Genomic DNA, 22256 nt, shown 5'->3' on the forward strand with positions numbered 1-22256 from the left:
ATTTCCGGGATCCCGCTTCCCCCACGAACGGGATCCCGTAGTTTTAGACCTCCCCTGACAACACAACGCCAACGAACAATCCCAGGAGTGAACATGAGCGCCGACCTGATTCTGCTGAACGGAAATTTCCACACCATCGACAAAGCACAACCGCTGGCAAGCGCCGTGGCGATCAAGGACGGCAAGTTCCTGGCCGTCGGCGACGCCGAAGCCGCCATGCGCCATCGCGGCAACGCCACCAAAGTGGTGGACCTGAACGGCCGCAGCGTCGTGCCGGGCCTGAACGATTCGCACATCCACCTGATTCGCGGCGGCCTCAACTACAACCTGGAACTGCGCTGGGAAGGCGTGCCTTCGCTGGCCGATGCCTTGCGCATGCTGCGCGAGCAAGCCTTGCGCACACCGCATCCGCAGTGGGTGCGCGTGGTAGGCGGCTGGACCGAGTTCCAGTTTGCCGAGCGCCGCATGCCGACGCTGGAAGAAATCAACGCCGCCGCCCCCGACACCCCGGTGTTCATCCTGCACCTGTACGACCGCGCCTTGCTCAACCAGGCTGCGCTGCGCGCCGTCGGTTACACCAAGGACACCCCGAATCCGCCGGGCGGCGAGATCCAGCGCGACGCCGCCGGCAATCCGACCGGCATGTTGATCGCCCGTCCCAACGCCATGATTCTGTACGCGACGCTGGCCAAGGGCCCGTCGCTGCCGCTCGACCAGCAAGTCAATTCGACGCGCCAGTTCATGCGCGAACTCAATCGCCTCGGCGTCACCAGTGTGATCGACGCCGGCGGCGGCTTCCAGAATTATCCGGAAGACTACGCCATCATCGACCAGCTGGCGCGCGAGCAGCAGCTGACGGTCCGCATCGCCTACAACCTGTTCACGCAGAACAAGGGCAAGGAGCTGGGCGACTTCCAGCGCTGGACCGACATGATCAAGCCGGGGCAGGGCGACGACTTCTATCGCCACAACGGCGCCGGCGAAATGCTGGTGTTCTCGGCGGCCGACTTTGAAGACTTTCTCGAGCCGCGTCCCGAACTCGCCGCAGGCATGGAAGACGAACTCGAAAAAGTCGTGCGCCATCTGGTGTCCAACCGCTGGCCGTTCCGCCTGCATGCGACTTATGACGAATCGATCAGCCGCATGCTCGACGTCTTCGAAAAAGTGAATCGCGACATTCCGTTCAACGGCCTGCACTGGATCTTCGATCATGCTGAAACCATCTCGCCGCGCAACATCGAGCGCGTGCGCGAACTCGGCGGAGGCCTGGCGATCCAGCACCGCATGGCGTTCCAGGGTGAATATTTCGTCGACCGCTACGGCAAGGAAGCCGCCAAGGCGACGCCGCCGGTGGCGCGCATGCTGGACATGGGCGTGCCGGTCGGCGCCGGTACCGACGCCACCCGCGTCGCCAGCTACAACCCGTGGACCGCGCTGTACTGGCTGGTCTCGGGCAAGACCGTGGGCGGTCTGCAACTGGCCGAAGCCGGCTTGCCGCGTGAAACCGCGCTGGAACTGTGGACCGCAGGCAGTGCCTGGTTCTCCAATGAACAAGACAAGAAGGGCCGCATCAAGGCAGGCCAATTGGCTGACCTGGTGGTGTTGTCGGCCGACTTCTTCAGTGTCGCCGAAGAAGATATCAAGGCCATCGAATCGGTCATGACCGTGGTCGGCGGCAAGATCGTCTACGGCGCCGATGAGTTCGACCCGCTGGCGCCGCCGGCCATCCCGGTGCTGCCGGACTGGTCGCCGGTGAAGAACGTGCCGGGCCACTACAGTGCACGCAAGTCGGGCACGCAGAGCCAGCAACAACAACGCCGTTCGATTCTGCCGCATCAATGCGCAGGCGCTTGCAACGTGCATGCACACTCGCACGATGTCGCGCGCCGCTCGTCGGTGCCGGCGTCGAATTTCTCAGGCTTCTGGGGCGCGCTCGGTTGCAGCTGCTTCGCGTTCTGATCGGAGAATGAACATGACTTATTCCAAAATCATCTGGGGCCTGTTGCTCTCTTTCGTGGTCGGCTTCTGCTGCCACCTTGCACAAATCCCGGTGCCGTCGCCGCCGGTTCTCAGCGGCGCCTTGCTGGTGTTCATGATGAGCAGCGGCTACTGGCTGGTGGATCGTTACCTGGCCGCCAAGGATGCGAAAGCAAAGCAAGCTGAGGTGCAAGCATGAGCGCGCTGTTCACGGGCGCCGTGCTGGGCACGCTGATCGGCGCCGTCTGCCGCTGGTTCGGCTTGCCGTCGCCGACGCCGCCGACACCGGTCGGTGCTTCGCTGGTGGTGGCAATGACATTGGGTTACGTGCTTGCCGGCTATGTGCTGGCAGGACATTTCTGATCAAGGAGAATCGACATGCAAACAGTTCACACTGCATCAACCGTAAAAGAAAATTTGTTCCTGCGCCTGCTGTGGGCGCCGGCCCAGGACCTCGGCCTGCTGTTCCTGCGCCTGAGCGGCGCCTTGCTGCTGCTGTACGTGCACGGCCTGCCGAAGATCATCAACTTCGCCGGCGAGCTGGCGCACATCGACGATCCGCTGCACGTCGGCCGCGCCTTCACGCTCGGCTTCGCCATCTTTGCCGAAGTCCTGTGCCCGGTGCTGATCGTGCCCGGCATCCTGACGCGGCTGGCCAGCGCAGCGGTGCTGGTGCTGCTGGGCGTATCGATGTTCCTGGTGCATCCCGACTGGAGCGTGGCGGAAGGCCAGTTCGGCTGGTTGCTGATGATCGTGTTCGGCAGCATCGCCTTGATGGGCGCCGGCCGTTATTCGATTGACGCTGCTCTCGCACAAAAAATCGAGGATTGATATGGCTGCGCTGAATAGTCCCGTCCGCCCCGCCGGATTGCGTTATCTGAATCGCGCCACCTGCCAGGGCATCGCCATGAGTTTCCTGGCGGGCTATGTGGATACGTTGGGCTTCGTCGCCTTGTTCGGATTGTTCACCGCCCACGTCACCGGCAACTTCGTGCTGATCGGCAGTGAACTGGCGAATCCCTCGCACGGCGTGTTGATCAAGTTTCTGGCTTTTCCCGCCTTCATTCTGTCGGTGGTCATGACGCGGCTGGTAGTGATTGCGCTGGAGCGCAGCGGCAAGCCGGCCTTGCCCTGGGTGCTGATGCTGCAACTGATGTTCCTGCTGGCGTTCATGGGCTTCGGCCAGAGCATTGCGCCGGTCGGGGTGGCCGATGCCCGCGCCACCGCCGCCTTGCTGGCAGGCATGTTCGGCGCCGCTGCCATGGGCATCCAGAACGCCGCTGCCCGCTTGATTTTGCCGCAGGCGGCGCCAACTACCGTCATGACCGGCAACGTCACGCAACTGGTCATCGACGTGACCGATATTGTGCGCGGTGCCGCGGATGACGCTGTACGCCAGCGCTGCATCAAGTTCTTTTGGCCTATCGTGGCGTTCGGCGTGGGGGCGATCGGCGGTGCCTTTGCTTATCGCCAGGCATTGTTCTTCGCGCTGTTATTGCCGGTTGCTATCCTGATGGCGATGATCGTGGCTGAATTCAGGGCGACATCTGCCACGCAGGCAGGCAAGGCCTGAAGCCTGCTCCGATTCGCTTCGACCCGCTTCGACCTATAATGTGCGCTTGGGGTAATTCGAACGATAAAAACAGCAGCAAGCAGGGCAGGCCGACAAGGCGAAAGGCAGTGGAACAGCGATGAGCTATTTGTATCACCTGATTGAACAGTACGGTCTGATCATCGTATTCCTGAACGTGCTGACCGAGCAGCTGGGCGCGCCGATTCCTGCTTATCCGACGCTGGTGATCACCGGGGCGCTGGCCTGGCGCGGGCAGTATCCCATCGTCTTGCTGCTGCTGGTGGCGGTGGTCGCCGCGCTGATCGCCGACTATGTCTGGTATATGGCCGGTCGCCGTTACGGTCGCCGCATCATGTCGACACTGTGCCGCATTTCCCTTTCCCCTGATTCCTGCGTACGCCAGACCGAATCGATCTATTCGCGCTGGGGCGCACGTTCGCTGCTGGTCGCCAAATTCATTCCCGGTTTCGCTTCGATCGCCAGTGCGCTGGCCGGCACCGTCGGCACCTCGCGCGGCAAATTCCTGTTGTACGACGGCGTCGGTGCAGCCTTGTGGTCGGGGCTGGCAATCTTTCTCGGTGCACTGTTCAACACCGCCATTGACGATGTACTGAGCGTACTGGCCGAACTCGGTCAATACGGCATGATGCTGGTGCTGATCGGCTTCGCCGTCTTCGTCGCCAGCAAATGGTGGCAGCGCCGCCGCTTCCGCAAGTCGCTGGAAATGGCGCGCATCTCGGTCAGCGAGCTCGATGGCCTGCTCAAGAGCGGAGTGCGTCCGACCATCGTCGACGTGCGCTCGCCGGCCTCGCAGCAGATCGGCCGCATCCCCGGCGCGCTGACGATTTCCAACCAGGAGATCCAGACCTTCGCGTTCGAGGCGCCGATGGAAGATGAGGTCATCGTCTATTGCGCCTGCCCCAACGAAGCCTCGGCCGCACTGGTCGCCAAAGCACTCATGCGGCGCGGCTACAAGCGCGTGCGCCCGCTCACCGGCGGCATCGACGCCTGGGTGGCGGCGGGTTATTCGATCGAAGCCTGAGCGGCGTTCGCTCTCTCTTTTCTGCGGAAATAATCCATGTTCAGAATCAGTCTCGATGCCCTGTTGATTCTCGATGCGATCGACCGGCGCGGTTCGTTTTCCGCCGCCGGGCTGGAGCTGCATCGGGTGCCGTCGACGATTTCCTATACGGTGTCGAAGCTGGAGCAGGACCTCGGCGTGCAGGTATTCGACCGGCAGGGACCCAAGGTCGTGCTCACACGCGCCGGTGAAGAATTGCTGAAGGAGGGCCGCTACTTGCTCAAGGCGGCGGAAGACCTCGAGCATCGCGTGCGCCGCGTCGCCTCCGGGTGGGAAACCGAATTCACCATCGGCCTCGATTCGCTCTACTCGGCGGCATCGCTGGAGTCTGACATCGTGGCGTTTTATCAGGTGGCTGATCGTACGCGCCTGCGCATTGCGCGCGAGTCGCTGGCCGGCACCTGGGAAGCCTTGCTCGATCGCCGCGTCGACCTGCTGATTGCCGCGCCCGGTGAAGGACCGGCAGGCGGCGGCTATGTAGCGGAGCAGATCGGTACGGTAAAGTTTGTCTTCGTGGTGGCGCCGCATCATCCGCTGGCGAAGATGGACAAGGTCCTGAGCAAGGCCGACCTGCATCCTTACCGCGCCATCAGCGTTGCCGACTCGGCGCGCAAGATGCCACCACGCACCGTCGGCCTGCTGTTCGGACAGGACACCCTGACGGTGCCGGACATGCGCAGCAAATATGCCTTGCAGCTGGCCGGCGTGGGTTTCGGATTCTTGCCGGAGCCGTGCGTGCAGAAGTCCATCGCCTCCGGTGCGTTGATCGCGAAGGAAGTCGAACAGCCGCGCGCGGAAGAAACCTTCTCGCTGGCCTGGCGCGTCGGCGAAGACGGCGCTGCGCTGACCTGGTGGCTCAAGCGCATGCGCGAGACCGGAGTCCTCAATCGCATGCTGTCGCAGATCGCCGACGGCGGTCTGTAGATCTTGCGGACGTAAAAAAAGCGCGACGGCTTGTGGCCGTCGCGCTTTTTTATTGGACCGGCAGTTTATGCCGCGACCAGGGTACCGATGGTTTCGCGAGTTTGTGCGATGGCTTTTTCAACAGCCGCTTCACCCATGCCCAGGCCTTCGCTGTGGACGAAGGTGATGTCGGACATGCCGATAAAACCCAGCACGGCGCGCAGATAGGTTTCATGGAAGTCCATCACCTTGGCCGGACCTTCGCTGTAGACGCCGCCGCGCGAAGTGAACACGTAAACCTTCTTGCCCTGGATCAGGCCGACCGGACCGGATTCGGTGTACTTGAAGGTCACGCCGGCACGCGCCACGTGATCGATCCAGGTCTTCAGCGTGGAGGTGATCGAGAAGTTGTACATCGGTGCGCCGATGACGATGATGTCGGCGGCATTGACTTCCGCGATCAGTTCTTCGGAGACCTTGACCAGTGCTTGCTGCTCGGCGCTGCGTTTGTCGGCCGGCGTGAAGAAGGCGCCCAGTTTTTGTTCATCCAGATGCGGGATAGGATTGGCGGCGACGTCGCGTTCGACAACTACGCTGCCAGGTTGCGAAGCCTGGAGCTTGGCGACGAATTCGCCTGCGACCTGACGCGAGATCGAACCGCTGTTGCGGGCGCTGCTATTGATGAACAGAATGTTTGCCATGATGTTTTCCTTGTATGGGTACGGTAAGACAACGCGCTGCAGGGAGTGCAGCGCGTCGGTATTTCTGATGTTTTAGTAAGGCAGATCGAACAGCAGGAATTCTGCTGCTTCGGCCTTTTCAAACGTGATCAGGCTTTCTGCGCTGATTTTCAGCGCGTCGCCGCCCGACAACTGAGTGCCGTTGACGGTCAGCTGGCCGCGGATCAGATGGACGTAGCCGAGACGCTTGGCGCCGAGTGCATGTTCCAGCTTGGCGTCGCCGTTCAGGATCGAGGCGAAGATCGATGCATCCTGATGGATCAGCACCGAGTTGTCGCGACCGTCGGACGAAGCGATCAGGCGCAGTTGTCCCTGCTTTTGCTCCGGAGTGAAATTCTTCTCTTCGTAGCTTGGCGGGATGCCTTTCACGTTCGGCTGAATCCAGATCTGCAGGAAGTGCACCGGCTCCGTCTTGGAGTGGTTGAACTCGCTGTGACGCACGCCGCTGCCGGCGCTCATGCGCTGGACGTCGCCGTAGTGCAGGACCGAACCTGTGCCCATGCTGTCCTTGTGTTCGAGCGCGCCGTCGAGGACATAGGAGATGATTTCCATGTCGCTGTGGCCGTGCGTGCCGAAGCCCATGCCGGGCGTGACGCGGTCTTCATTGATCACTTGCAGCGGACCGAAGCCCAGTTGTTGCGGATCGTAATAATGACCGAACGAAAATGTATGGTGCGAATTCAACCAACCGTGATCGGCGACACCGCGTTCGTTGCTTTTGCGAATTTGAAGCATGTTTTTCTCCGTCGGTTAGTGCAGGCAAGGGCGTTTTCCACCTTGGAAAACTGCCTTCTTGTTTGCATGATTAAGTGGGCAGAACGGAGTATGCGCGGGGCAAAATGAAAAGAAAAACGGAAAGATTGGCGTGCTATCATCGAATTATTCGATGATAAGTATAAGTTGTTGATAAATAAAGAGTTATTTGTTTTTATTGCTTCGTTTTATCGCCGGTTTCAGGTAATTTTTGACGATCTATTTCAATAAATATCGAAAATTCGCTGTGCCGAAGTCTTATATAAAAGCCGTGCGTATCGGCGTGCCTTCGCGCAGGGTCTTGGTGACCGGCGTCTTCTCGCAGATTTCACCGAGGCGCGTGAGCTGCTCCGGCGTCAGCGTATTGCCGAAGGTGACGGTGCGCTCGATGTTTTCCAGGCCGCAGTCATCGCGTGAAAAGCGCGCATCAATGTGGATGGTGCCCAGGTCCCAGCCCTTGCGATCGGCGTACATGCGCAAGGTCAGCGAGGTGCACGCGGCCAGCGCGGCCAGCAGCAATTCGTAAGGCGCCGCGCCGGTGTCGGTGCCGCCGTTGCTGGCGGGTTCGTCCGCCTGCAACTGATGGGTGCGGGCGCGGATGCGTTGCGCGTAGCCGGCGTCGTTGTGCAGATGGATGGTGGCCATGATGTTCTCCCTGATTGACGTTGCGGCGCCGGTCGGCGATTTACCCTTCAGGCGGCATAAGTCCTATTCCCGCAGCCTGCATAATCCCTCGAAAGTCCGATCCTATAATCAATTCTCGACAATTGAGGAGATCACCATGTTAATGGAAGCGACAAAAAATAAGTCAGTTTATCAACCGCGACAGGAAGGCCTTATTTTCCCCAAGGAGCCTGTTTTTGCATCGAAGGCCGACGAGCGTCAGCACCGCAAGGAACGCCTCGCCGCCGCTTGCCGCCTGTTTGCACTGCATGGCTTCAGCTTTGGCTTCGGCGGCCACCTGACGGTGCGCGATCCGGAGTTTCCGGATCTGTTCTGGACTAACCCGGTCTGCGTGCCGTTTTCCATGGTGAAAGCATCGATGCTGGTGCAAGTCGATCATCGCGGCAAAGTCGTTCAGGGAGACTATGCGATCAACCATGCCGGATATATCCTCCATTCCGCCATCCATGAAGAGAATCCCGATATCGTCGCGTCCTGCCATGCGCATACCGTGCACGGGGGCGCATGGGCATCGATGGGACGCGCGCTCGATCCGATCACACAGGACGCTTGCATGTTCTACGGCGACCATGCCGTGCTGACCGACGGCGCCGGCAAGGTGCCGGTATCGGAAGAATCCGGTAATCCTGTCGCCAAGGCGTTCGCCAAGAATAAGGCTGTCATCCACCAGAACCATGGTTTGTTGACGGCCAGCAGGCACAGCATCGATGATGCTTGCTGGCATTTCATTGCGCTCGACCATGTCTGCCGCATGCAATTGCTGACCGAGGCTGCACCGATCCGGCCGAAATTCATCGCGCCGGAAAACGCCGAATACTCGCGCAAGCATCTGGGCAATGAATTCATCGGCTGGTTGCATTTCCAGACGCTGTTTGCGGAAGTCTCACACACGCAGCCGGACCTGTTTGATTAAGGCATCGCAGGCTGAAATCTGTGCTGAATTACCCGCCGTCGCGGCATGCAGCGACGGTGGGACTATAAGACAGGGCGCGAAGATACGCGCCCGTAAAAATCATCTGGAGACCACATGACAACCGCTTACACCGGCGCCGCCCTGGCGCAGGCCGATCTCGCCGGCAACGTCTATCGCAAAGCTTACTGGCGGATGCTGCCGCTGATCCTGCTGTGCTACCTCGTCGCCTATCTGGATCGCGTCAACGTCGGCTTCGCCAAGCTGCAGATGCTCGATTCCCTCAAGTTCGACGATGCTATTTATGGTCTGGGATCGGGTATTTTTTTCATCGGCTATCTGATTTTCGAAGTGCCGAGCAACATGATCCTGCGCAAGGTGGGCGCGCGCATCTGGATCGCCCGCATCATGATTACCTGGGGCATCATCTCGGCCTGCATGCTGCTGGTCAAGACGCCGATGCAGTTCTATATCGCACGCTTCCTGCTGGGCGTGGCGGAGGCCGGTTTTGCGCCGGGCATCATGTACTTGCTGACGCTGTGGTTTCCGGCGCGGCGGCGAGGGCGCGCCATGGCGATCTACGTGATGGGCGCGCCGCTGGCGTTCATCATCGGCGGCCCGGTGTCGGGCTGGATCCTCAGCGCTTTCCAGCACGTGGCGCCATTTGAGGCGTGGCAATGGCTGTTCTTGGTGGAAGCGATTCCGGCGTTGATCCTGGGCGTCGCGGTGTACTTTTTTCTGATCGACGATTTCCGCAAGGCGCCCTGGCTGAACCAGCAGGAGAAGGATCAGATCGACGCCGACCTGCGTGCCGACAACGCCACCAAGATCGATCACGGCAGCGTCCGCGCCTTTCTCGGGAATGCGCAGCTGTGGGTGTTCGTGCTGATCTACTTCTGCCTGATCATGGGACTGTATGCCGTGGGCTTCTGGATGCCTTCGCTGATCAAGCGCTCGGGTGTGCTTGATCCGTTCTGGATCGGCATTTACTCGGCGATACCCAACATCGTTGCCGCCGCATGTCTGTACCTGTCGTGTCGCAGCGCCGATCTGACGGGCAAGCGCCGCGCACATTTTGCCGCCTTCATGTTGCTGGCAGCAGTAGGTCTGGCGCTGGCCATGGTGCTCAACGGCGGACCGGCGACGACCTTGTTCTGTCTGTCGTTGGCCGCCGCCGGGGTGTACTCTTGCATCAGCCTGTTCTGGGCATTGCCGACCAGCGTGTTCGTCGGCGCTTCGGTAGCGGCGGCGCTGGCCTTCATCAACTCCTTCGGCAACATCGCGGGATTCGTCTCCCCTTACCTGGTGGGATGGCTGAACGTGGCGCTGGGACGCACCGAGGTCGGCATGTACGTCATCGGCGTCTTCCTGGTGGCTGGCAGCATCATCACCATGTGTCTGCCCAAGAGTCTCGATAAATAGGGCAGGCCGGCAACATTGTGCGAGGGCGCTCCGAATCCGGAGCGCCCTTTTTTATGGCGCTTTCCAGGGCGGTTGCTTGAATTTTTCCAGCAGATAGTTGACGAAGGTGCGCACGCGTGGATGGACGTGGCGTTCCTTGGCGTAGACCGCGTAAATGGCGGTATCGTCAGGCGCCTGGAAATCGGTCAGCAACGGCACCAGCAGATTTTTACGGATGGCGGGAATGGCGAAGTGTTCCGCCATGCGCGTCAGGCCGACCCCGGCCAGACAAAGTTCGACCGATGTCATGCCGGTGCTGAACTGGAAATTGCCTTGAATTTCGACGTGGGTGCGTTCACCGTCGATCATGAACGGCCAATGATTCAGATGATCCATCGGCGCTTCCCAGCGCAGGCAGTTGTGGCGGTGCAAGTCTTCCGGGCGGGTTGGCGTGCCGTGCCGGGCGAGATAGGACGGCGCTGCCACGACGATGCGTTGCAGGTGGCAGAGTTTCCGGCTCAGCAACATGGAGTCCTGCAATTGCCCCATGCGGATGGCGACGTCGAAGCCGCTGCCGATGAGGTCCACCAGCGTGTCCGACAAGGCCAGCCGGATACGGATGCCCGGATAGGTCTGCATGAACTCGGGCAGCAGCGGCACGATCTGGTCCATGCCGAACGAGGTTGCGGTGGTGACCCGCAAGTCGCCCGCCGGTGCTGCGCCGGTGGCCGAGACCAGGCCTTCGGCTTGCTCAATCTCGGCGATGATCTTGTTGCAGGCGGTGAGGAAACCCTGGCCTTCTTCGGTCAGGTGGATGCGGCGCGTGGAGCGCCGCAACAGGGCCACGCCGAGGCGCTGCTCGAGGTTGTTCATGGTCTTGCTGACGAAGGGCTGGCTGGCGTCGAGGGCCAGCGCGGCAGCCGTAAAGCCGCCATGCTCGGCTACCGCCTTGAAGATCTTCATTTCGACCAGCCTGTCGTCTTTCATCTTGTTTGTCCCTGGCAGTTGCGCCTGCGTATTCATTGTATGCATTAAAAAAGCCTGCACGCTGGCAGGCTTTTTCACATGCGAAAACCGAGTTTGCTTATGCGAAATTCTTCGCTGCGAAATCCCAGTTCACGATGCCCCAGAATGCTTCGGCATACTTCGCGCGTGCATTGCGGTAGTCGATGTAGTAAGCGTGTTCCCAGACGTCGATGGTCAGCAGCGCCTTGCTGTCGGTGGTCAGCGGTGTGCCGGCGCCGGTGGTGTTGACGATGTCCAGTGTACCGTCGGCTTTCTTGACCAGCCATGTCCAGCCGGAACCGAAGTTGGCCAGGCCTTGCTTGGTGAATTCGGCCTTGAAGGCGTCGAAGGTACCCCACTTGGCGTTGATGGCGTCAGCCAGTGCGCCGCTTGGAGCGCCGGCGCCCTTTGGCGTCAGGCCGTTCCAGTAGAACGTGTGGTTCCAGATTTGCGCTGCGTTGTTGAACACGCCGCCGGAGGACTTCTTGATGATCTCTTCGAGGGAGAGGTTTTCGAATTCTGTACCTGGGATCAGGTTGTTCAGATTGGTGACGTAGGTCTGATGATGCTTGCCGTAGTGGTACTCGAGCGTTTCTTTTGAAATGGTTGGCGCCAGTGCGTCCAGTTCATAAGGCAGTGCCGGGAGGGTATGTGCCATGGTGAATCCTTTCGGGTATCGGTGATTGAAACGAATTTTTTATTCTGAGTTTGTGATTCTAAAGCGGATAGCGATTCTTTGCATCCTCGCGACAGGCTTTTGCGGGTGTCGGACGCCTTAAATTGACGTAGGAAATTCAGGCGTTGGCCATGTCAATAGGGATGATTCTCAATACGCCTTGAATTCCGTGTCAGTCCAGTGTCGGCTGCACGCTGGCGATGCCGACTTCGGCGCTGCCGTCGGCCAGTCGCAGCGTGACGTTGCTGCGCGGTTGCAGTTCGGAGGGGGCGCGCAGGACCTTGCCTTTGGCGTCGGTGACGATGGCGTAGCCGCGTTCGAGCGTGCGCTGCGGATTGAGCAATTCAAGCTGGGACGATTGTGCCGCGAGAGTTTGTCGCTGCCGTTGCACCAGCAGCGCGACGGCATTGCCGATGCGGCGTTGATGACCGCCCACCAGCAGACGCGCAGCGCGGGTGTCGGGCAGGCGATTTTGCAGGCGCGTCTGCAGATGCTGCAACTGGTAGCGCACACGCGTGACCGGCGTGCGTGTGGCGTGTTCGAGGCGGGCCTGCAGCGCGCGCAGCTTGACGCGTTCGTGTGTGATGTAGGAAGCAGGGCTGACCAGCCGGCGCGACATCCAGTCGACGGTCTGTCCATGCTCGGCGAGACGACGCTTGAGTGCGCGCGTGAGGTCGGCGGCATGATTGTGTACCTGCGCCAGCCACTCGGCGCGCGGCGTCGCGCACAACTCGGCGGCGGCGGTCGGGGTCGGCGCGCGCAGGTCGGCGGCGAAGTCGGCGATCGTGAAATCGGTCTCGTGGCCGACACCGGAAATCACCGGCACCGGGCACGCCGCAATTGCGCGAGCCACGGCTTCGTCATTGAAGGCCCACAGATCTTCCATGCTGCCGCCACCGCGACCGACCAGCAGCACGTCGCACTCTGCGCGTTGGGACGCGATCTGGATGGCGCGCGCGATCTTCGCGCCGGCGCCTTCGCCCTGCACCGGCGTCGGATACAGGATCACGCGCACGTGCGGCGCACGGCGGCGCAATGCGGTCAATATGTCGTGCAGCGCCGCGGCTTGCGGGCTCGTGACGATACCGACGCAGCGCGGGAAGACGGGCAGGGGACGTTTGCGATCGGGATGGAACAGGCCTTCGTTCTCGAGTTTTTCCTTCAGGCGCAGGAAGGCTTCATACAAATTGCCGACGCCGGCACGGCGGATCGCTTCGACGTTGAGCTGGTAGTCGCCGCGTGGCGCATACAGCGTGACCAGCGTGCGCACTTCGACCTTGTCGCCTTCGCGCGGCGAAAAGCCGGCATGCTGGGCGCGGCCCTTGAACATCACCGCACGCACCTGGGCGGCATCGTCTTTCAGGGTGAAATACCAATGGCCGGACGCCGCGCGGGTAAAATTGGATATTTCGCCGGATACCCAGACCAGAGGAAAGGTCCGCTCCAGCACACGCGCGACCGCCTGGTTGAGCGCCGATACGGCGAGCACGGGCGGGCCGGACGGCGGGGCGGAAGGGGAGGGGCTGGAAAAATCGTCGTGGTTCATTGGCTGGCGTAAGGTCAGTGCACGGTTTCTGTACAGAATGGAAAAAAGCTTTGAAATCAAGGGGCTTGCATCATTGCAAAGCGCTTGTTCACAAAGTTATGCACAGGAAATGTGGGTAAAGTGCACAGGATTTTAAATCGGTTCCGCTGCGGCGTCCGGCGAAACCTTTGCAACCGCTGTATCTTGGCCTTGCCCGGCGGGTTGCAACGCGTTACATTCTGCACCGGAAAATGAAGCAGGGTTTAACCCGGTAGCATTCGTCATTACATCATTGTATTAAAGGAGTCTCTCTTGTTCGCAATCATCCAGGCCGCAGGCTGGCCGATCTGGCCGTTGTTGATCGCCTCCATCATCGGCCTCGCGCTGATCATCGAACGACTCCTGTACCTGCGCCGCTCGCGCGTGCTGCCGGCCGACCTGCTGCCGGAAGTGGTGCGCGTCTATGAAAGCGGCCGCGTCAACGACGACGTGATCGACAAGCTGGAGCAGAATTCGCCGCTGGGCCAGGTGCTCGCCGCCGGCCTGCGCAACGTCGACGCGCCGCGTGAAGTCATGAAGGAAGCCATCGAAGAAGCCGGCCAGGCCGCCGCCCACCGCCTCGAGCGCTATCTCACCACGCTCGGCACCATTGCTTCGCTGGCGCCGCTGATGGGCTTGTTCGGCACGGTCATCGGCATGATCGAAATCTTCGCCTCGCAAAACGCCGCCGGCACCAATCCGGCCCAGCTCGCGCACGGTATTTCGATCGCACTGTACAACACCGGATTCGGCCTGGCGATCGCGATGCCGTCGCTGGTGTTCTACCGCCACTTCCGCGCGCTGGTGGACAGCTTCGTGGTCGACATGGAGCAGCAGGCCGTCAAGTTCGTTGACGTCGTGCACGGCTCGCGCCAGTAAAAAGGAAGTCTCATGAATTTTCGCAAAGGCCGCGCGCGGGAAGAGTTGGAGATCAACCTGATCCCGTTCATCGACGTCCTGCTGGTGATCGTCATCTTCCTGATGGTCACGACGACGTACAGCAAGTTCACCGCCTTGCAGATTACCCTGCCCACCGCTAACGCCGAGAAGGCGCTGGAGCAGCCGTTCGAACTGAACGTTGCAGTCGACGCGCAAGGACGCTACGCCATCAACAACGTCCCGATTGCTGCACGCGACGCGGCCGGACTGGCGCGCGAATTGCAGAGCGCGGTACAGGCTAACGCTGCCAATACCGATACCAGCGGCGGCAAGCCCGATCCGGTGGTGATCATCAATGCCGACGCACTGGCTGCGCACCAGACCGTGATCAACGTGCTGGAAGCAGCTCGCACGGCCGGTTTCGCCAAGGTCACGTTCGCTGCGCAGACCGGCGGCAAGTAAGCCGCACGCGCGCCTCTACCTTTGTCCGCACCTTCCTCCCTCGAATCGACGCTGACGCGCGCCTGGCTGCGGCGCGGCTGGCTCGCGTGCCTGCTGTGGCCGCTGTCGCTGCTGTTCGGCGCCGTCGCGCTGACGCGGCGCGCGCTGTACCGAGTTGGCCTGAAACAGGCGACGCGCCTGGATGTGCCGGTGGTGGTGGTGGGCAATGTTTTCGTCGGTGGCACCGGCAAGACCCCGCTGGCCATCTGGCTGGTGCAGGCCTTGCGCCAGGCCGGTCATACGCCTGGCGTGATTTCGCGTGGGTATGGTTCTGCGCAGGCTGAAGCGCGTCCCGTTACTTCAGGTTCGAAGGCCGCAGAGGTCGGCGACGAACCGCTGCTGATCGCCGAGCGCGCCGGTTGCCCCGTGATGGTCGGCCGCAGCCGGGTGGCGGTGGGGCAGGCTTTGCTGGCGGCGCATCCTGAAGTCGACGTGATCGTTTCGGACGATGGCTTGCAACACTACGCACTGGCGCGCGATATTGAAATCGTGCTGTCCGATGCACGCGGCAACGGCAACGGCTGGTTGCTGCCGGCGGGGCCGCTGCGTGAACCGGCCTCGCGCCGGCGCGACTTTACGGTATGCAATGTCGGTACCGCCGGCGAAGCGCCGGCCGGCGCGTTCGCGATGCGCCTTGAAACCGATCAGGTCGAGCTGCTGAAAGACCGCACCTGCCGCCAGCCGCTTGCATCGCTCAGCGCTGCCGAAGGTGTGGCCGCAGTGGCGGGTATCGGCAATCCGGCGCGGTTTTTTACGACACTGAAGCAGGCCGGCCTGAACTTCGAGCGGGTGGCATTGCCCGACCATTACGATTTTGCCCACAACCCCTTCGCCGCGATGTCGGCGGCGGTGATCCTGATCACCGAGAAGGATGCAGTAAAATGCAGGGCTATAAAGGCCATCAAAAACGATCCCCGCATCTGGGTCGTGCCTGTGACGGCGCGCATAGACGGCGCGCTGGCTGAACACATTGTGGAGAAACTCCGTGAACGCCCGACTGCTTGATATCCTCGTGTGCCCTGTTTGCAAGGGCCCGCTCGAGTACGACAAAAAAGCCCAGGAACTGATTTGCAACGGCGACAAACTGGCTTATCCGATCCGCGACGGCATTCCGATCATGTGGGCTGACGAAGCGCGCGATCTGGGCGCCGCGCCTGCCGGCCTTGCTGCGGTCGAACCGGCTGCTGAATAAAGAACAAGTTTCCGCAGTTTCTGTTGTCGTACGTTTGATTGCTGATTGATTCCTGCCATGTCCTTTACCGTCATCATCCCCGCACGCCTCGCTTCCACCCGTCTGCCGAACAAGCCGCTGGCCGACCTCGGCGGCAAGCCGATGATCGTGCGTGTGGCCGAGCGGGCGGCGTTGTCGGGCGCGACGCGCATCGTGGTCGCGACCGATCATCGCGATATCTACGCCGCGTGTGAACAGCACGGCATCGACGTCGCCATGACGCGTGCCGATCATCCCTCGGGCACCGATCGCATCGCTGAAGTCGCGGCGGCACTCGACCTGGCCGAAGATGCCGTGGTGGTCAACGTGCAGGGCGACGAACCGCTGATCGATCCCGGCCTGATCGCCGCCACCGCCGGCCACATCAAGGCCGACGTGCCGATGGCGACGGCCGCGCATGCGATCGAATTGCTGCCGGAGATGTTCAATCCGAATGTCGTCAAGGTAGTGCTGGACAAGGAAGGGCGCGCCATGTATTTCTCGCGCGCGGCGATTCCATGGCATCGCGACGGTTTTGCGCAGTCCAAGGACAGCCTGTCCGACCTGCACAGCCATGAGTTCGCACCGTTGCGCCACATCGGCCTGTACGCCTACACCAACAAATTCCTGCAGGTCTATCCGACGCTGACGGCGTCGCCGATCGAGCGCATTGAAGCGCTCGAGCAATTGCGCGTGCTCTGGCACGGATATTCGATCGCGGTGCATGTGACCTCGCTGCTGCCGGAAGCCGGCGTCGACACGCCCGAAGACTTGGAGCGCGTGCGCAAGCATTTCGAAGCGCCTCCCGACAGTCCGCTGGTGGCGGCTATTTCCGCGCTGTAACGTCCATAGCTTATCGGCGAGACAATTCGTCTCGCCGATAAGTCGCTGCCGGCGCGGTTTTGTAAGTCTCCTGTCATTCTCCATGGTGATAATTGCGGTTGGCGAGCTGCCTAAAAAATAGGCGTTTGTCATGATTCAGTAAGATTTTGTGGTAAGTTTCGTTCAGAGCAAGATGCAAGCGGCGTCACAGAGACAATCGCCTTCGATGGCAACAGTTGCACTGATTGCCATCGCAATAGAATTCAAAACTTCAATTTAGGAAAACATATGCGCCTCATCCTTCTAGGAGCGCCTGGTGCCGGTAAAGGTACGCAAGCCACTTTTATCAAGGAAAAGTACAACATTCCTCAGATTTCGACGGGCGACATGCTGCGCGCCGCCGTTGCTGCCGGCACGGAACTCGGCGTCGCCGCCAAGAAGGTCATGGACGCAGGTGGTCTGGTTTCCGATGACATCATCATCGGCCTGGTCAAGGACCGCCTGAAGCAGCCTGACTGCGCTAACGGTTACCTGTTCGACGGCTTTCCGCGTACCACGCCGCAAGCCGACGCCATGAAGGATGCCGGCGTCAAGATCGACTACGTGCTGGAAATCGACGTGCCCGACAGCGCCATCGTCGAGCGCATGAGCGGTCGCCGCGTGCATCAACCTTCGGGCCGCACCTACCACGTCAAATTCAATCCGCCGAAAGTCGAAGGCAAGGACGATGTCACCGGCGAAGCGCTGATCCAGCGCGACGACGACAAGGAAGAAACCGTCCTGAAGCGCCTGTCGGTGTACCACGAGCAGACCGAAGTGCTGGTCGGTTACTACGGCAAGTGGGCCGAATCGGGCCAGCCTGGCGCACCGCAGTATCGCAAGATCGCCGGCGTCGGACCGGTGGAGCAAATCAGAGAGAGTGCATTTGCCGCTCTGGCGTCATAAAATGAAGCGGACCATGTGTCCGCTTTTTTTATGTCCGTAGCAGATACCGCGGATGCAGCAGTTTAGTGATAGACAGACTGAAAACAGGGGAGTCAGACGTAAGCGATACGGTGTAACCAGGGGCGGCCCATCAAATCCATAAAAGAGGCCACGTAAAGTATTGCAGTGCGCAGTGTCCGCCATGACGTCCAAGAGACGTTGCTGCGGAAGGTCGTGATTGTTGACTTTGTCGTGAAAAAACAAGGAGGAGACATGATGGCAGGAGCCCTATGGTTTGCCGTGGCATGCGGCGTGGTCGCAGTGATCTACGGTCTTATTTCCCGCAGTTGGATTCTCAAGCAGGACCCCGGCAACCAGCGCATGCAAGACATCGCGACTGCCATTCAACAAGGTGCGGCAGCCTATCTCGCGCGCCAGTACCGCACCATCGCGCTGGTCGGCGTGGTGCTCTTCATCGTCATTGCATTGATCCCCGGCCTGGGCTGGATTACCGCGATCGGTTTCCTGATAGGCGCGGTGCTGTCGGGCGCCTGCGGCTTCATCGGCATGAACGTGTCGGTGCGGGCCAACGTGCGCACCGCGCAGGCAGCCACCAAGGGCATGAACGAGGCGCTCAACGTGGCGTTTCGCGGCGGCGCGATCACCGGCATGCTGGTGGTCGGGCTTGGCTTGCTCGGTGTGGCGCTGTTTTTCTGGTGGTTGTTCCTGCATGGCGAAGGGCGTGCGGCGTCCTTGCATGATGCCTTGCGGCCGATGATCGGGCTGGCGTTTGGCGCATCGCTGATTTCCATCTTCGCCCGGCTCGGCGGCGGCATCTTCACCAAGGGCGCCGACGTCGGCGCCGATCTGGTGGGCAAGGTCGAGGCCGGCATCCCCGAAGACGATCCGCGCAATCCGGCGGTGATTGCCGATAACGTCGGCGACAACGTCGGCGACTGCGCCGGCATGGCGGCCGACCTGTTCGAGACCTATGTGGTGACGCTGATCGCCACCATGCTGCTCGGCAGCCTGGTGATCAAGGGCGGTGAAGTGCTGGCGGTGCTGTATCCGCTGGCCCTGGGCGGCGTCTCGATCCTGGCGTCGATCGTCGGCTGCATGATGGTCAAGGTTGCGCCCGGCAAGAAGATCATGTCGGCGCTCTACACCGGTTTGTGGTGGGCGGCGATCCTCAGCCTGATCGGCTTCGCGGTGGTCACCTGGACCATGGTGCCGCCCGAGCTGCGCGTGCCGCTGATGGGTTCGGCGGTGATCGGGATCGTCCTGACCGGCCTGATGGTCTACATCACCGAGTACTACACAGGCACCGATTTCAAGCCGGTCAAGCATATCGCGCAAGCCTCGACCACCGGTCACGGCACCAACATCATCGCCGGCCTGGGCGTGTCAATGAAGTCGACTGCCTATCCGGTGCTGGCTGTATGTGCGGCGATCCTGGCGTCGTACTGGCTGGCCGGGCTGTACGGCATCGCGATTGCGGCGACATCGATGCTGTCGATGGCAGGCATCATCGTGGCGCTGGATGCCTACGGTCCGATCACCGACAACGCCGGCGGCATTGCCGAGATGTCGGGCATGCCGGAATCGGTGCGCGCCATCACCGATCCGCTCGACGCCGTCGGCAACACCACCAAGGCCGTCACCAAGGGCTATGCCATCGGTTCGGCCGGGCTGGCCGCGCTGGTGCTGTTCGCCGACTACACGCATGCGCTGGACGCGGTCGGCAAGAGCACTTCGTTTGACCTGTCCAATCCGATGGTGATCGTCGGCCTGTTCATCGGCGGCCTGATTCCCTACCTGTTTGGCGCGATGGCGATGGAAGCGGTGGGCCGCGCGGCCGGCGCCGTGGTGGTCGAAGTGCGCCGTCAGTTCAGCGAGATCAAGGGCATCATGGACGGCAGCGGCAAGCCGGAATACGACAAGGCGGTCGACATGCTGACCTCGTCGGCGATCAGGGAAATGATCGTGCCCTCGTTGTTGCCGGTGATCGTGCCGATCATCGTCGGCCTGTTGCTGGGACCGGCGGCGCTGGGCGGATTGCTGATGGGAACCATCGTCACCGGCCTGTTCGTGGCGATTTCGATGACCACCGGCGGCGGCGCCTGGGACAACGCCAAGAAGTACATTGAAGACGGCCATCACGGCGGCAAGGGTTCCGATGCGCACAAGGCGGCCGTCACCGGCGACACCGTGGGCGATCCGTACAAGGACACCGCCGGCCCGGCGGTCAATCCGCTGATCAAGATCATCAACATCGTCGCGCTGCTGCTGGTGCCCTTGCTGCCGGCACCCGCATTGACGGCTGCCACTGCGGCCGCAGCGGTTCCGGCTGCGGTGACGACAACCACAACGACAACGGAATCTGTCGTGATCGCCGTACCCGTGGGAAAATAGAAGTCCACATCCCATCAGGATGACTAAAAAACGACCGGCATGGGTACTCCATGCCGGTCTTTATTATTGGAGAAGAGACATGCAGATTGCGGGACAGGTATTTGTGGTGACGGGCGCGGCATCGGGTTTGGGGGCGGCGACCGCGCGCATGCTGGCGGAGAACGGCGGCAAGGTGGTGCTGGCCGATTTGCAGGAAGAGGCCGGGCAAAAGCTGGCGGCCGAACTGCAGGGTGAATTTGTGCGCTGCGACGTCACCACGGAAGAGGACGGCCTGAAGGCGATCGCGACGGCGCAGCAACTGGGCAGCCTGCGCGGCCTGGTCAATTGCGCGGGCATTGCGCCGGGCGCCAAGCTGATCGGCAAGGACGGCCCGCATACCATGGCCTTGTTCCAGAAGACACTCAACATCAACCTGGTCGGCACCTTCAACATGGCCCGCCTGGCGGCAGACGCCATGAGCAAACAGGAGCCGCTGGAGCAGGGCGAACGCGGCGTGATCATCAATACCGCCTCGGTGGCGGCGTTCGACGGCCAGATCGGCCAGACCGCATATTCCGCTTCCAAGGCGGCGATCGTCGGCATGACGCTGCCGATGGCACGTGACCTGGCGCGCAGCGGGATCCGTGTGATGACCATTGCGCCGGGGATTTTCGAGACGCCGATGATGATGTCGATGCCGCAGGAAGTGCTGGATTCGCTGGGCGGCGCCGTGCCGTTTCCACCGCGTTTGGGCAAGGCGGTCGAGTATGCGCACCTGGCCAAGACCATCATCGAGAACCTGATGCTCAACGGCGAGACCATCCGTCTCGACGGCGCTATTCGCATGCCGCCGAAATAGAATAGTTACGTAATTATTCCATGCGTATTTTTAGCAACATGTGGAATTTTTGCAAATCAACATGTGCCGCAAGCGCGTGTGCCCTGCTAAGCTGTTGGCATGGAGTCAACAGATAAAAAAACAGGACTGATCCTGACCGGCGGCGGTGCACGTGCGGCTTACCAAGTCGGTGTTCTCAACGCCGTGTCCATGATTTTGCTGGAGTCCGGCTGGCCGGGGCATCAGAATCCTTTCAAGATCATTTGCGGCACCTCGGCCGGGGCGATCAACGCGACCGCGCTGGCGTGCCGCGCCGACGATTTCGGCGAAGGTGTGCGCGAGCTCGTCAACGTCTGGTCGAATTTCGAGGTAGAGCAGGTCTATCGCGCCGACTCGCTCGGCGTGATCCGCTCCGGAGCGCGCTGGCTGTCGCTGTTCTCTTTCGGCTGGCTGCTGCGCAAGTGGCGCGCCAATCCGCCCAACTCCCTGCTCGACAACACCCCGCTGGTGACCATGCTGCACCGCCTGCTGGATTTGCCGCGTCTCGATGACGCGCTGGCCAGTGGCAACTTGCATGCGCTGGCGGTGACGGCCTCGTCCTATACCGGCGGCCAGCATCTGACGTTTTATCAGTCGATGCAGGAAATCGAACCATGGCGACGCACCCAGCGCGGCGCCATCCGTGACCAGATCGGCGTCGAGCATCTGCTGGCGTCGTCGGCGATTCCGTTCATCTTTCCTGCGATTCCGATTTTCTACGAAGGCCGGCGCGAGTATTTTGGCGACGGCTCCATGCGCCAGGTTGCGCCGATTTCCCCGGCGATTCACCTCGGCGCCAGCAAGATCCTGGTGATCGGCGCCGGCCGCATGGGCGAGCGTTCCGAAGCGCCGACCCAACTGGCGCAATATCCCAGTCTGGCGCAAGTAGCCGGCCATGCGTTGTCGAGCATCTTCCTTGACGGGCTCGCGGCCGACATCGAGCGCACCAACCGCGTCAACCAGACTTTGTCGATGCTGACGCCGGAGCAGCGCGCCAAGACCCCGCTCAAGCCGATCGAGGTGTTGGTGATTTCGCCGTCCGAGCGTATCGACGAGATCGCCAGCCGCCACGTCAACAGCCTGCCGCGGCCGGTGCGCGTGATGCTGGGCGGCATCGGCGCGACCGAAGTGCGCGGCGCTGCGCTGGCCTCCTATCTGTTGTTCGAGCGCAGCTTCACGCAGGAGCTGATCAGCCTCGGCGAACGCGATACCTACGCCATGCGCGACCAGGTTCTTGCATTTTTTGAACCAGATCGGATCGCCGCGCTCCAAGCGTGAGCCCGCTGCCGGGCACGTTCATCCGAAGATTCGGGTTGCTTGGTTTGAAGCAAAACGTTACTCTACGCAATGGTATTGCGAATAATTAATACTTCTGCAACATAAAA

24 protein-coding genes are annotated in these 22256 nt (G+C 61.2%); 18 read left to right on the top strand and 6 right to left on the bottom strand.

Features of this window, described 5'->3' with window-relative positions; genetic code table 11:
• Positions 1–93 precede the first annotated feature (93 nt).
• The 7 genes from ACIROW_RS10305 to ACIROW_RS10335 all read left to right on the top strand — a co-directional run bounded on the left by ACIROW_RS10305 (position 94) and on the right by ACIROW_RS10335 (position 5555).
• The gene (locus tag ACIROW_RS10305) at positions 94–1959 is read left to right on the top strand and encodes an amidohydrolase (RefSeq protein ID WP_402274879.1); all 1866 of its coding nucleotides are present in this window, start codon (positions 94–96) and stop codon (positions 1957–1959) included.
• Positions 1960–1972: 13 nt separating this feature from the next.
• Positions 1973–2176, top strand: coding sequence for a DUF1427 family protein (locus ACIROW_RS10310; protein WP_402274881.1), 204 nt, complete (start codon positions 1973–1975; stop codon positions 2174–2176).
• The gene (locus tag ACIROW_RS10315; protein WP_016836256.1) at positions 2173–2340 is read left to right on the top strand and encodes a DUF1427 family protein; all 168 of its coding nucleotides are present in this window, start codon (positions 2173–2175) and stop codon (positions 2338–2340) included. The genes ACIROW_RS10310 and ACIROW_RS10315 overlap by 4 nt, the downstream gene beginning before the upstream one ends.
• Before the next feature lie 15 nt (positions 2341–2355).
• Entirely contained in the window at positions 2356–2808 is a 453-nt protein-coding gene (locus ACIROW_RS10320; protein WP_402274883.1) for a DoxX family protein, read from the top strand.
• 1 nt (position 2809) lies between these two features.
• Positions 2810–3550 carry a YoaK family protein gene (locus ACIROW_RS10325; RefSeq protein ID WP_402274885.1) on the top strand — a complete coding sequence of 247 codons (741 nt, stop codon included), beginning with the start codon at positions 2810–2812 and terminating at the stop codon, positions 3548–3550.
• Positions 3551–3668: 118 nt separating this feature from the next.
• Positions 3669–4592: a rhodanese-like domain-containing protein gene (locus ACIROW_RS10330; RefSeq protein WP_402274887.1), complete on the top strand. Its 924-nt coding sequence runs from the start codon at positions 3669–3671 to the stop codon at positions 4590–4592.
• A gap of 36 nt (positions 4593–4628) precedes the next feature.
• Positions 4629–5555, top strand: coding sequence for a LysR substrate-binding domain-containing protein (locus ACIROW_RS10335; protein ID WP_402274890.1), 927 nt, complete (start codon positions 4629–4631; stop codon positions 5553–5555).
• A 65-nt stretch (positions 5556–5620) separates the two neighbouring features.
• Here the strand turns inward: ACIROW_RS10335 and ACIROW_RS10340 are convergent, their stop codons facing one another.
• The 3 genes from ACIROW_RS10340 to ACIROW_RS10350 form a co-directional block, all read right to left on the bottom strand.
• Complete coding sequence (locus tag ACIROW_RS10340; protein ID WP_402274893.1) at positions 5621–6235, bottom strand: FMN-dependent NADH-azoreductase; 615 nt, start codon at positions 6233–6235, stop codon at positions 5621–5623.
• A 72-nt stretch (positions 6236–6307) separates the two neighbouring features.
• Positions 6308–7009 (bottom strand): pirin family protein, encoded by a 702-nt coding sequence (locus tag ACIROW_RS10345; RefSeq protein WP_116436677.1) that lies wholly within the window; start codon positions 7007–7009, stop codon positions 6308–6310.
• Positions 7010–7285: 276 nt separating this feature from the next.
• Positions 7286–7672 carry an OsmC family protein gene (locus ACIROW_RS10350; RefSeq protein WP_402274897.1) on the bottom strand — a complete coding sequence of 129 codons (387 nt, stop codon included), beginning with the start codon at positions 7670–7672 and terminating at the stop codon, positions 7286–7288.
• A gap of 136 nt (positions 7673–7808) precedes the next feature.
• Here ACIROW_RS10350 and ACIROW_RS10355 point away from each other — a divergent pair, with 136 nt between their 5' ends.
• Positions 7809–8624 carry a class II aldolase/adducin family protein gene (locus tag ACIROW_RS10355; protein ID WP_402274900.1) on the top strand — a complete coding sequence of 272 codons (816 nt, stop codon included), beginning with the start codon at positions 7809–7811 and terminating at the stop codon, positions 8622–8624.
• Positions 8625–8738: 114 nt separating this feature from the next.
• A complete protein-coding gene (locus ACIROW_RS10360; protein WP_402274902.1) occupies positions 8739–10043 on the top strand; it encodes an MFS transporter in 1305 nt (434 codons plus the stop codon).
• Between the two features lie 51 nt (positions 10044–10094).
• Here ACIROW_RS10360 and ACIROW_RS10365 read toward each other — a convergent pair whose 3' ends face one another.
• The 3 genes from ACIROW_RS10365 to xseA form a co-directional block, all read right to left on the bottom strand.
• A complete protein-coding gene (locus ACIROW_RS10365; RefSeq protein ID WP_402274904.1) occupies positions 10095–11009 on the bottom strand; it encodes a LysR family transcriptional regulator in 915 nt (304 codons plus the stop codon).
• Between the two features lie 97 nt (positions 11010–11106).
• On the bottom strand, positions 11107–11685 hold the full coding sequence (gene sodB / locus ACIROW_RS10370; RefSeq protein WP_116436676.1) for a superoxide dismutase [Fe]: 579 nt from the start codon (positions 11683–11685) through the stop codon (positions 11107–11109).
• Positions 11686–11875: 190 nt separating this feature from the next.
• Entirely contained in the window at positions 11876–13249 is a 1374-nt protein-coding gene (gene xseA, locus ACIROW_RS10375) for an exodeoxyribonuclease VII large subunit (RefSeq protein ID WP_402274907.1), read from the bottom strand.
• Positions 13250–13540: 291 nt separating this feature from the next.
• On the opposite strand from xseA, the gene ACIROW_RS10380 reads away from it, so the two are divergent.
• The 9 genes from ACIROW_RS10380 (at position 13541) to ACIROW_RS10420 (ending at position 22149) form a co-directional block, all read left to right on the top strand.
• On the top strand, positions 13541–14146 hold the full coding sequence (locus ACIROW_RS10380; protein WP_402274909.1) for a MotA/TolQ/ExbB proton channel family protein: 606 nt from the start codon (positions 13541–13543) through the stop codon (positions 14144–14146).
• Between the two features lie 12 nt (positions 14147–14158).
• The gene (locus ACIROW_RS10385) at positions 14159–14608 is read left to right on the top strand and encodes an ExbD/TolR family protein (RefSeq protein ID WP_402274912.1); all 450 of its coding nucleotides are present in this window, start codon (positions 14159–14161) and stop codon (positions 14606–14608) included.
• A gap of 21 nt (positions 14609–14629) precedes the next feature.
• Positions 14630–15652, top strand: a complete 1023-nt coding sequence (gene lpxK / locus ACIROW_RS10390; RefSeq protein WP_402274914.1) for a tetraacyldisaccharide 4'-kinase — start codon at positions 14630–14632, stop codon at positions 15650–15652.
• Positions 15633–15839, top strand: coding sequence for a Trm112 family protein (locus tag ACIROW_RS10395; RefSeq protein ID WP_402274916.1), 207 nt, complete (start codon positions 15633–15635; stop codon positions 15837–15839). The genes lpxK and ACIROW_RS10395 overlap by 20 nt, the downstream gene beginning before the upstream one ends.
• A 57-nt stretch (positions 15840–15896) precedes the next feature.
• The gene (gene kdsB, locus ACIROW_RS10400) at positions 15897–16700 is read left to right on the top strand and encodes a 3-deoxy-manno-octulosonate cytidylyltransferase (RefSeq protein WP_402274918.1); all 804 of its coding nucleotides are present in this window, start codon (positions 15897–15899) and stop codon (positions 16698–16700) included.
• A 267-nt stretch (positions 16701–16967) separates the two neighbouring features.
• A complete protein-coding gene (gene adk, locus ACIROW_RS10405) occupies positions 16968–17624 on the top strand; it encodes an adenylate kinase (protein ID WP_116436670.1) in 657 nt (218 codons plus the stop codon).
• Between the two features lie 255 nt (positions 17625–17879).
• Positions 17880–20015 (top strand): sodium-translocating pyrophosphatase, encoded by a 2136-nt coding sequence (locus tag ACIROW_RS10410; protein ID WP_402274982.1) that lies wholly within the window; start codon positions 17880–17882, stop codon positions 20013–20015.
• A gap of 79 nt (positions 20016–20094) precedes the next feature.
• A complete protein-coding gene (locus ACIROW_RS10415) occupies positions 20095–20853 on the top strand; it encodes a 3-hydroxyacyl-CoA dehydrogenase (RefSeq protein WP_402274920.1) in 759 nt (252 codons plus the stop codon).
• Positions 20854–20952: 99 nt separating this feature from the next.
• A complete protein-coding gene (locus tag ACIROW_RS10420) occupies positions 20953–22149 on the top strand; it encodes a patatin-like phospholipase family protein (protein WP_402274922.1) in 1197 nt (398 codons plus the stop codon).
• Positions 22150–22256: the final 107 nt, after the last annotated feature.

It is taken from the genome of Herbaspirillum sp. NPDC101397, from assembly GCF_044767325.1.
Lineage (GTDB): Bacteria > Pseudomonadota > Gammaproteobacteria > Burkholderiales > Burkholderiaceae_D > Herbaspirillum.

Excerpts from the sequence above, each read along its gene's own strand:
- ACIROW_RS10305 (WP_402274879.1), top strand. The coding sequence starts at position 94 with ATGAGCGCCGACCTGATTCTGCTGAACGGAAATTTCCACACCATCGAC.
- ACIROW_RS10310 (WP_402274881.1), top strand. The coding sequence starts at position 1,973 with ATGACTTATTCCAAAATCATCTGGGGCCTGTTGCTCTCTTTCGTGGTC.
- ACIROW_RS10315 (WP_016836256.1), top strand. The coding sequence starts at position 2,173 with ATGAGCGCGCTGTTCACGGGCGCCGTGCTGGGCACGCTGATCGGCGCC.
- ACIROW_RS10320 (WP_402274883.1), top strand. The coding sequence starts at position 2,356 with ATGCAAACAGTTCACACTGCATCAACCGTAAAAGAAAATTTGTTCCTG.
- ACIROW_RS10325 (WP_402274885.1), top strand. The coding sequence starts at position 2,810 with ATGGCTGCGCTGAATAGTCCCGTCCGCCCCGCCGGATTGCGTTATCTG.
- ACIROW_RS10330 (WP_402274887.1), top strand. The coding sequence starts at position 3,669 with ATGAGCTATTTGTATCACCTGATTGAACAGTACGGTCTGATCATCGTA.
- ACIROW_RS10335 (WP_402274890.1), top strand. The coding sequence starts at position 4,629 with ATGTTCAGAATCAGTCTCGATGCCCTGTTGATTCTCGATGCGATCGAC.
- ACIROW_RS10340 (WP_402274893.1), bottom strand. The coding sequence starts at position 6,235 with ATGGCAAACATTCTGTTCATCAATAGCAGCGCCCGCAACAGCGGTTCG.
- ACIROW_RS10345 (WP_116436677.1), bottom strand. The coding sequence starts at position 7,009 with ATGCTTCAAATTCGCAAAAGCAACGAACGCGGTGTCGCCGATCACGGT.
- ACIROW_RS10350 (WP_402274897.1), bottom strand. The coding sequence starts at position 7,672 with ATGGCCACCATCCATCTGCACAACGACGCCGGCTACGCGCAACGCATC.
- ACIROW_RS10355 (WP_402274900.1), top strand. The coding sequence starts at position 7,809 with ATGTTAATGGAAGCGACAAAAAATAAGTCAGTTTATCAACCGCGACAG.
- ACIROW_RS10360 (WP_402274902.1), top strand. The coding sequence starts at position 8,739 with ATGACAACCGCTTACACCGGCGCCGCCCTGGCGCAGGCCGATCTCGCC.
- ACIROW_RS10365 (WP_402274904.1), bottom strand. The coding sequence starts at position 11,009 with ATGAAAGACGACAGGCTGGTCGAAATGAAGATCTTCAAGGCGGTAGCC.
- sodB (WP_116436676.1), bottom strand. The coding sequence starts at position 11,685 with ATGGCACATACCCTCCCGGCACTGCCTTATGAACTGGACGCACTGGCG.
- xseA (WP_402274907.1), bottom strand. The coding sequence starts at position 13,249 with ATGAACCACGACGATTTTTCCAGCCCCTCCCCTTCCGCCCCGCCGTCC.
- ACIROW_RS10385 (WP_402274912.1), top strand. The coding sequence starts at position 14,159 with ATGAATTTTCGCAAAGGCCGCGCGCGGGAAGAGTTGGAGATCAACCTG.
- kdsB (WP_402274918.1), top strand. The coding sequence starts at position 15,897 with ATGTCCTTTACCGTCATCATCCCCGCACGCCTCGCTTCCACCCGTCTG.
- adk (WP_116436670.1), top strand. The coding sequence starts at position 16,968 with ATGCGCCTCATCCTTCTAGGAGCGCCTGGTGCCGGTAAAGGTACGCAA.
- ACIROW_RS10410 (WP_402274982.1), top strand. The coding sequence starts at position 17,880 with ATGGCAGGAGCCCTATGGTTTGCCGTGGCATGCGGCGTGGTCGCAGTG.
- ACIROW_RS10415 (WP_402274920.1), top strand. The coding sequence starts at position 20,095 with ATGCAGATTGCGGGACAGGTATTTGTGGTGACGGGCGCGGCATCGGGT.
- ACIROW_RS10420 (WP_402274922.1), top strand. The coding sequence starts at position 20,953 with ATGGAGTCAACAGATAAAAAAACAGGACTGATCCTGACCGGCGGCGGT.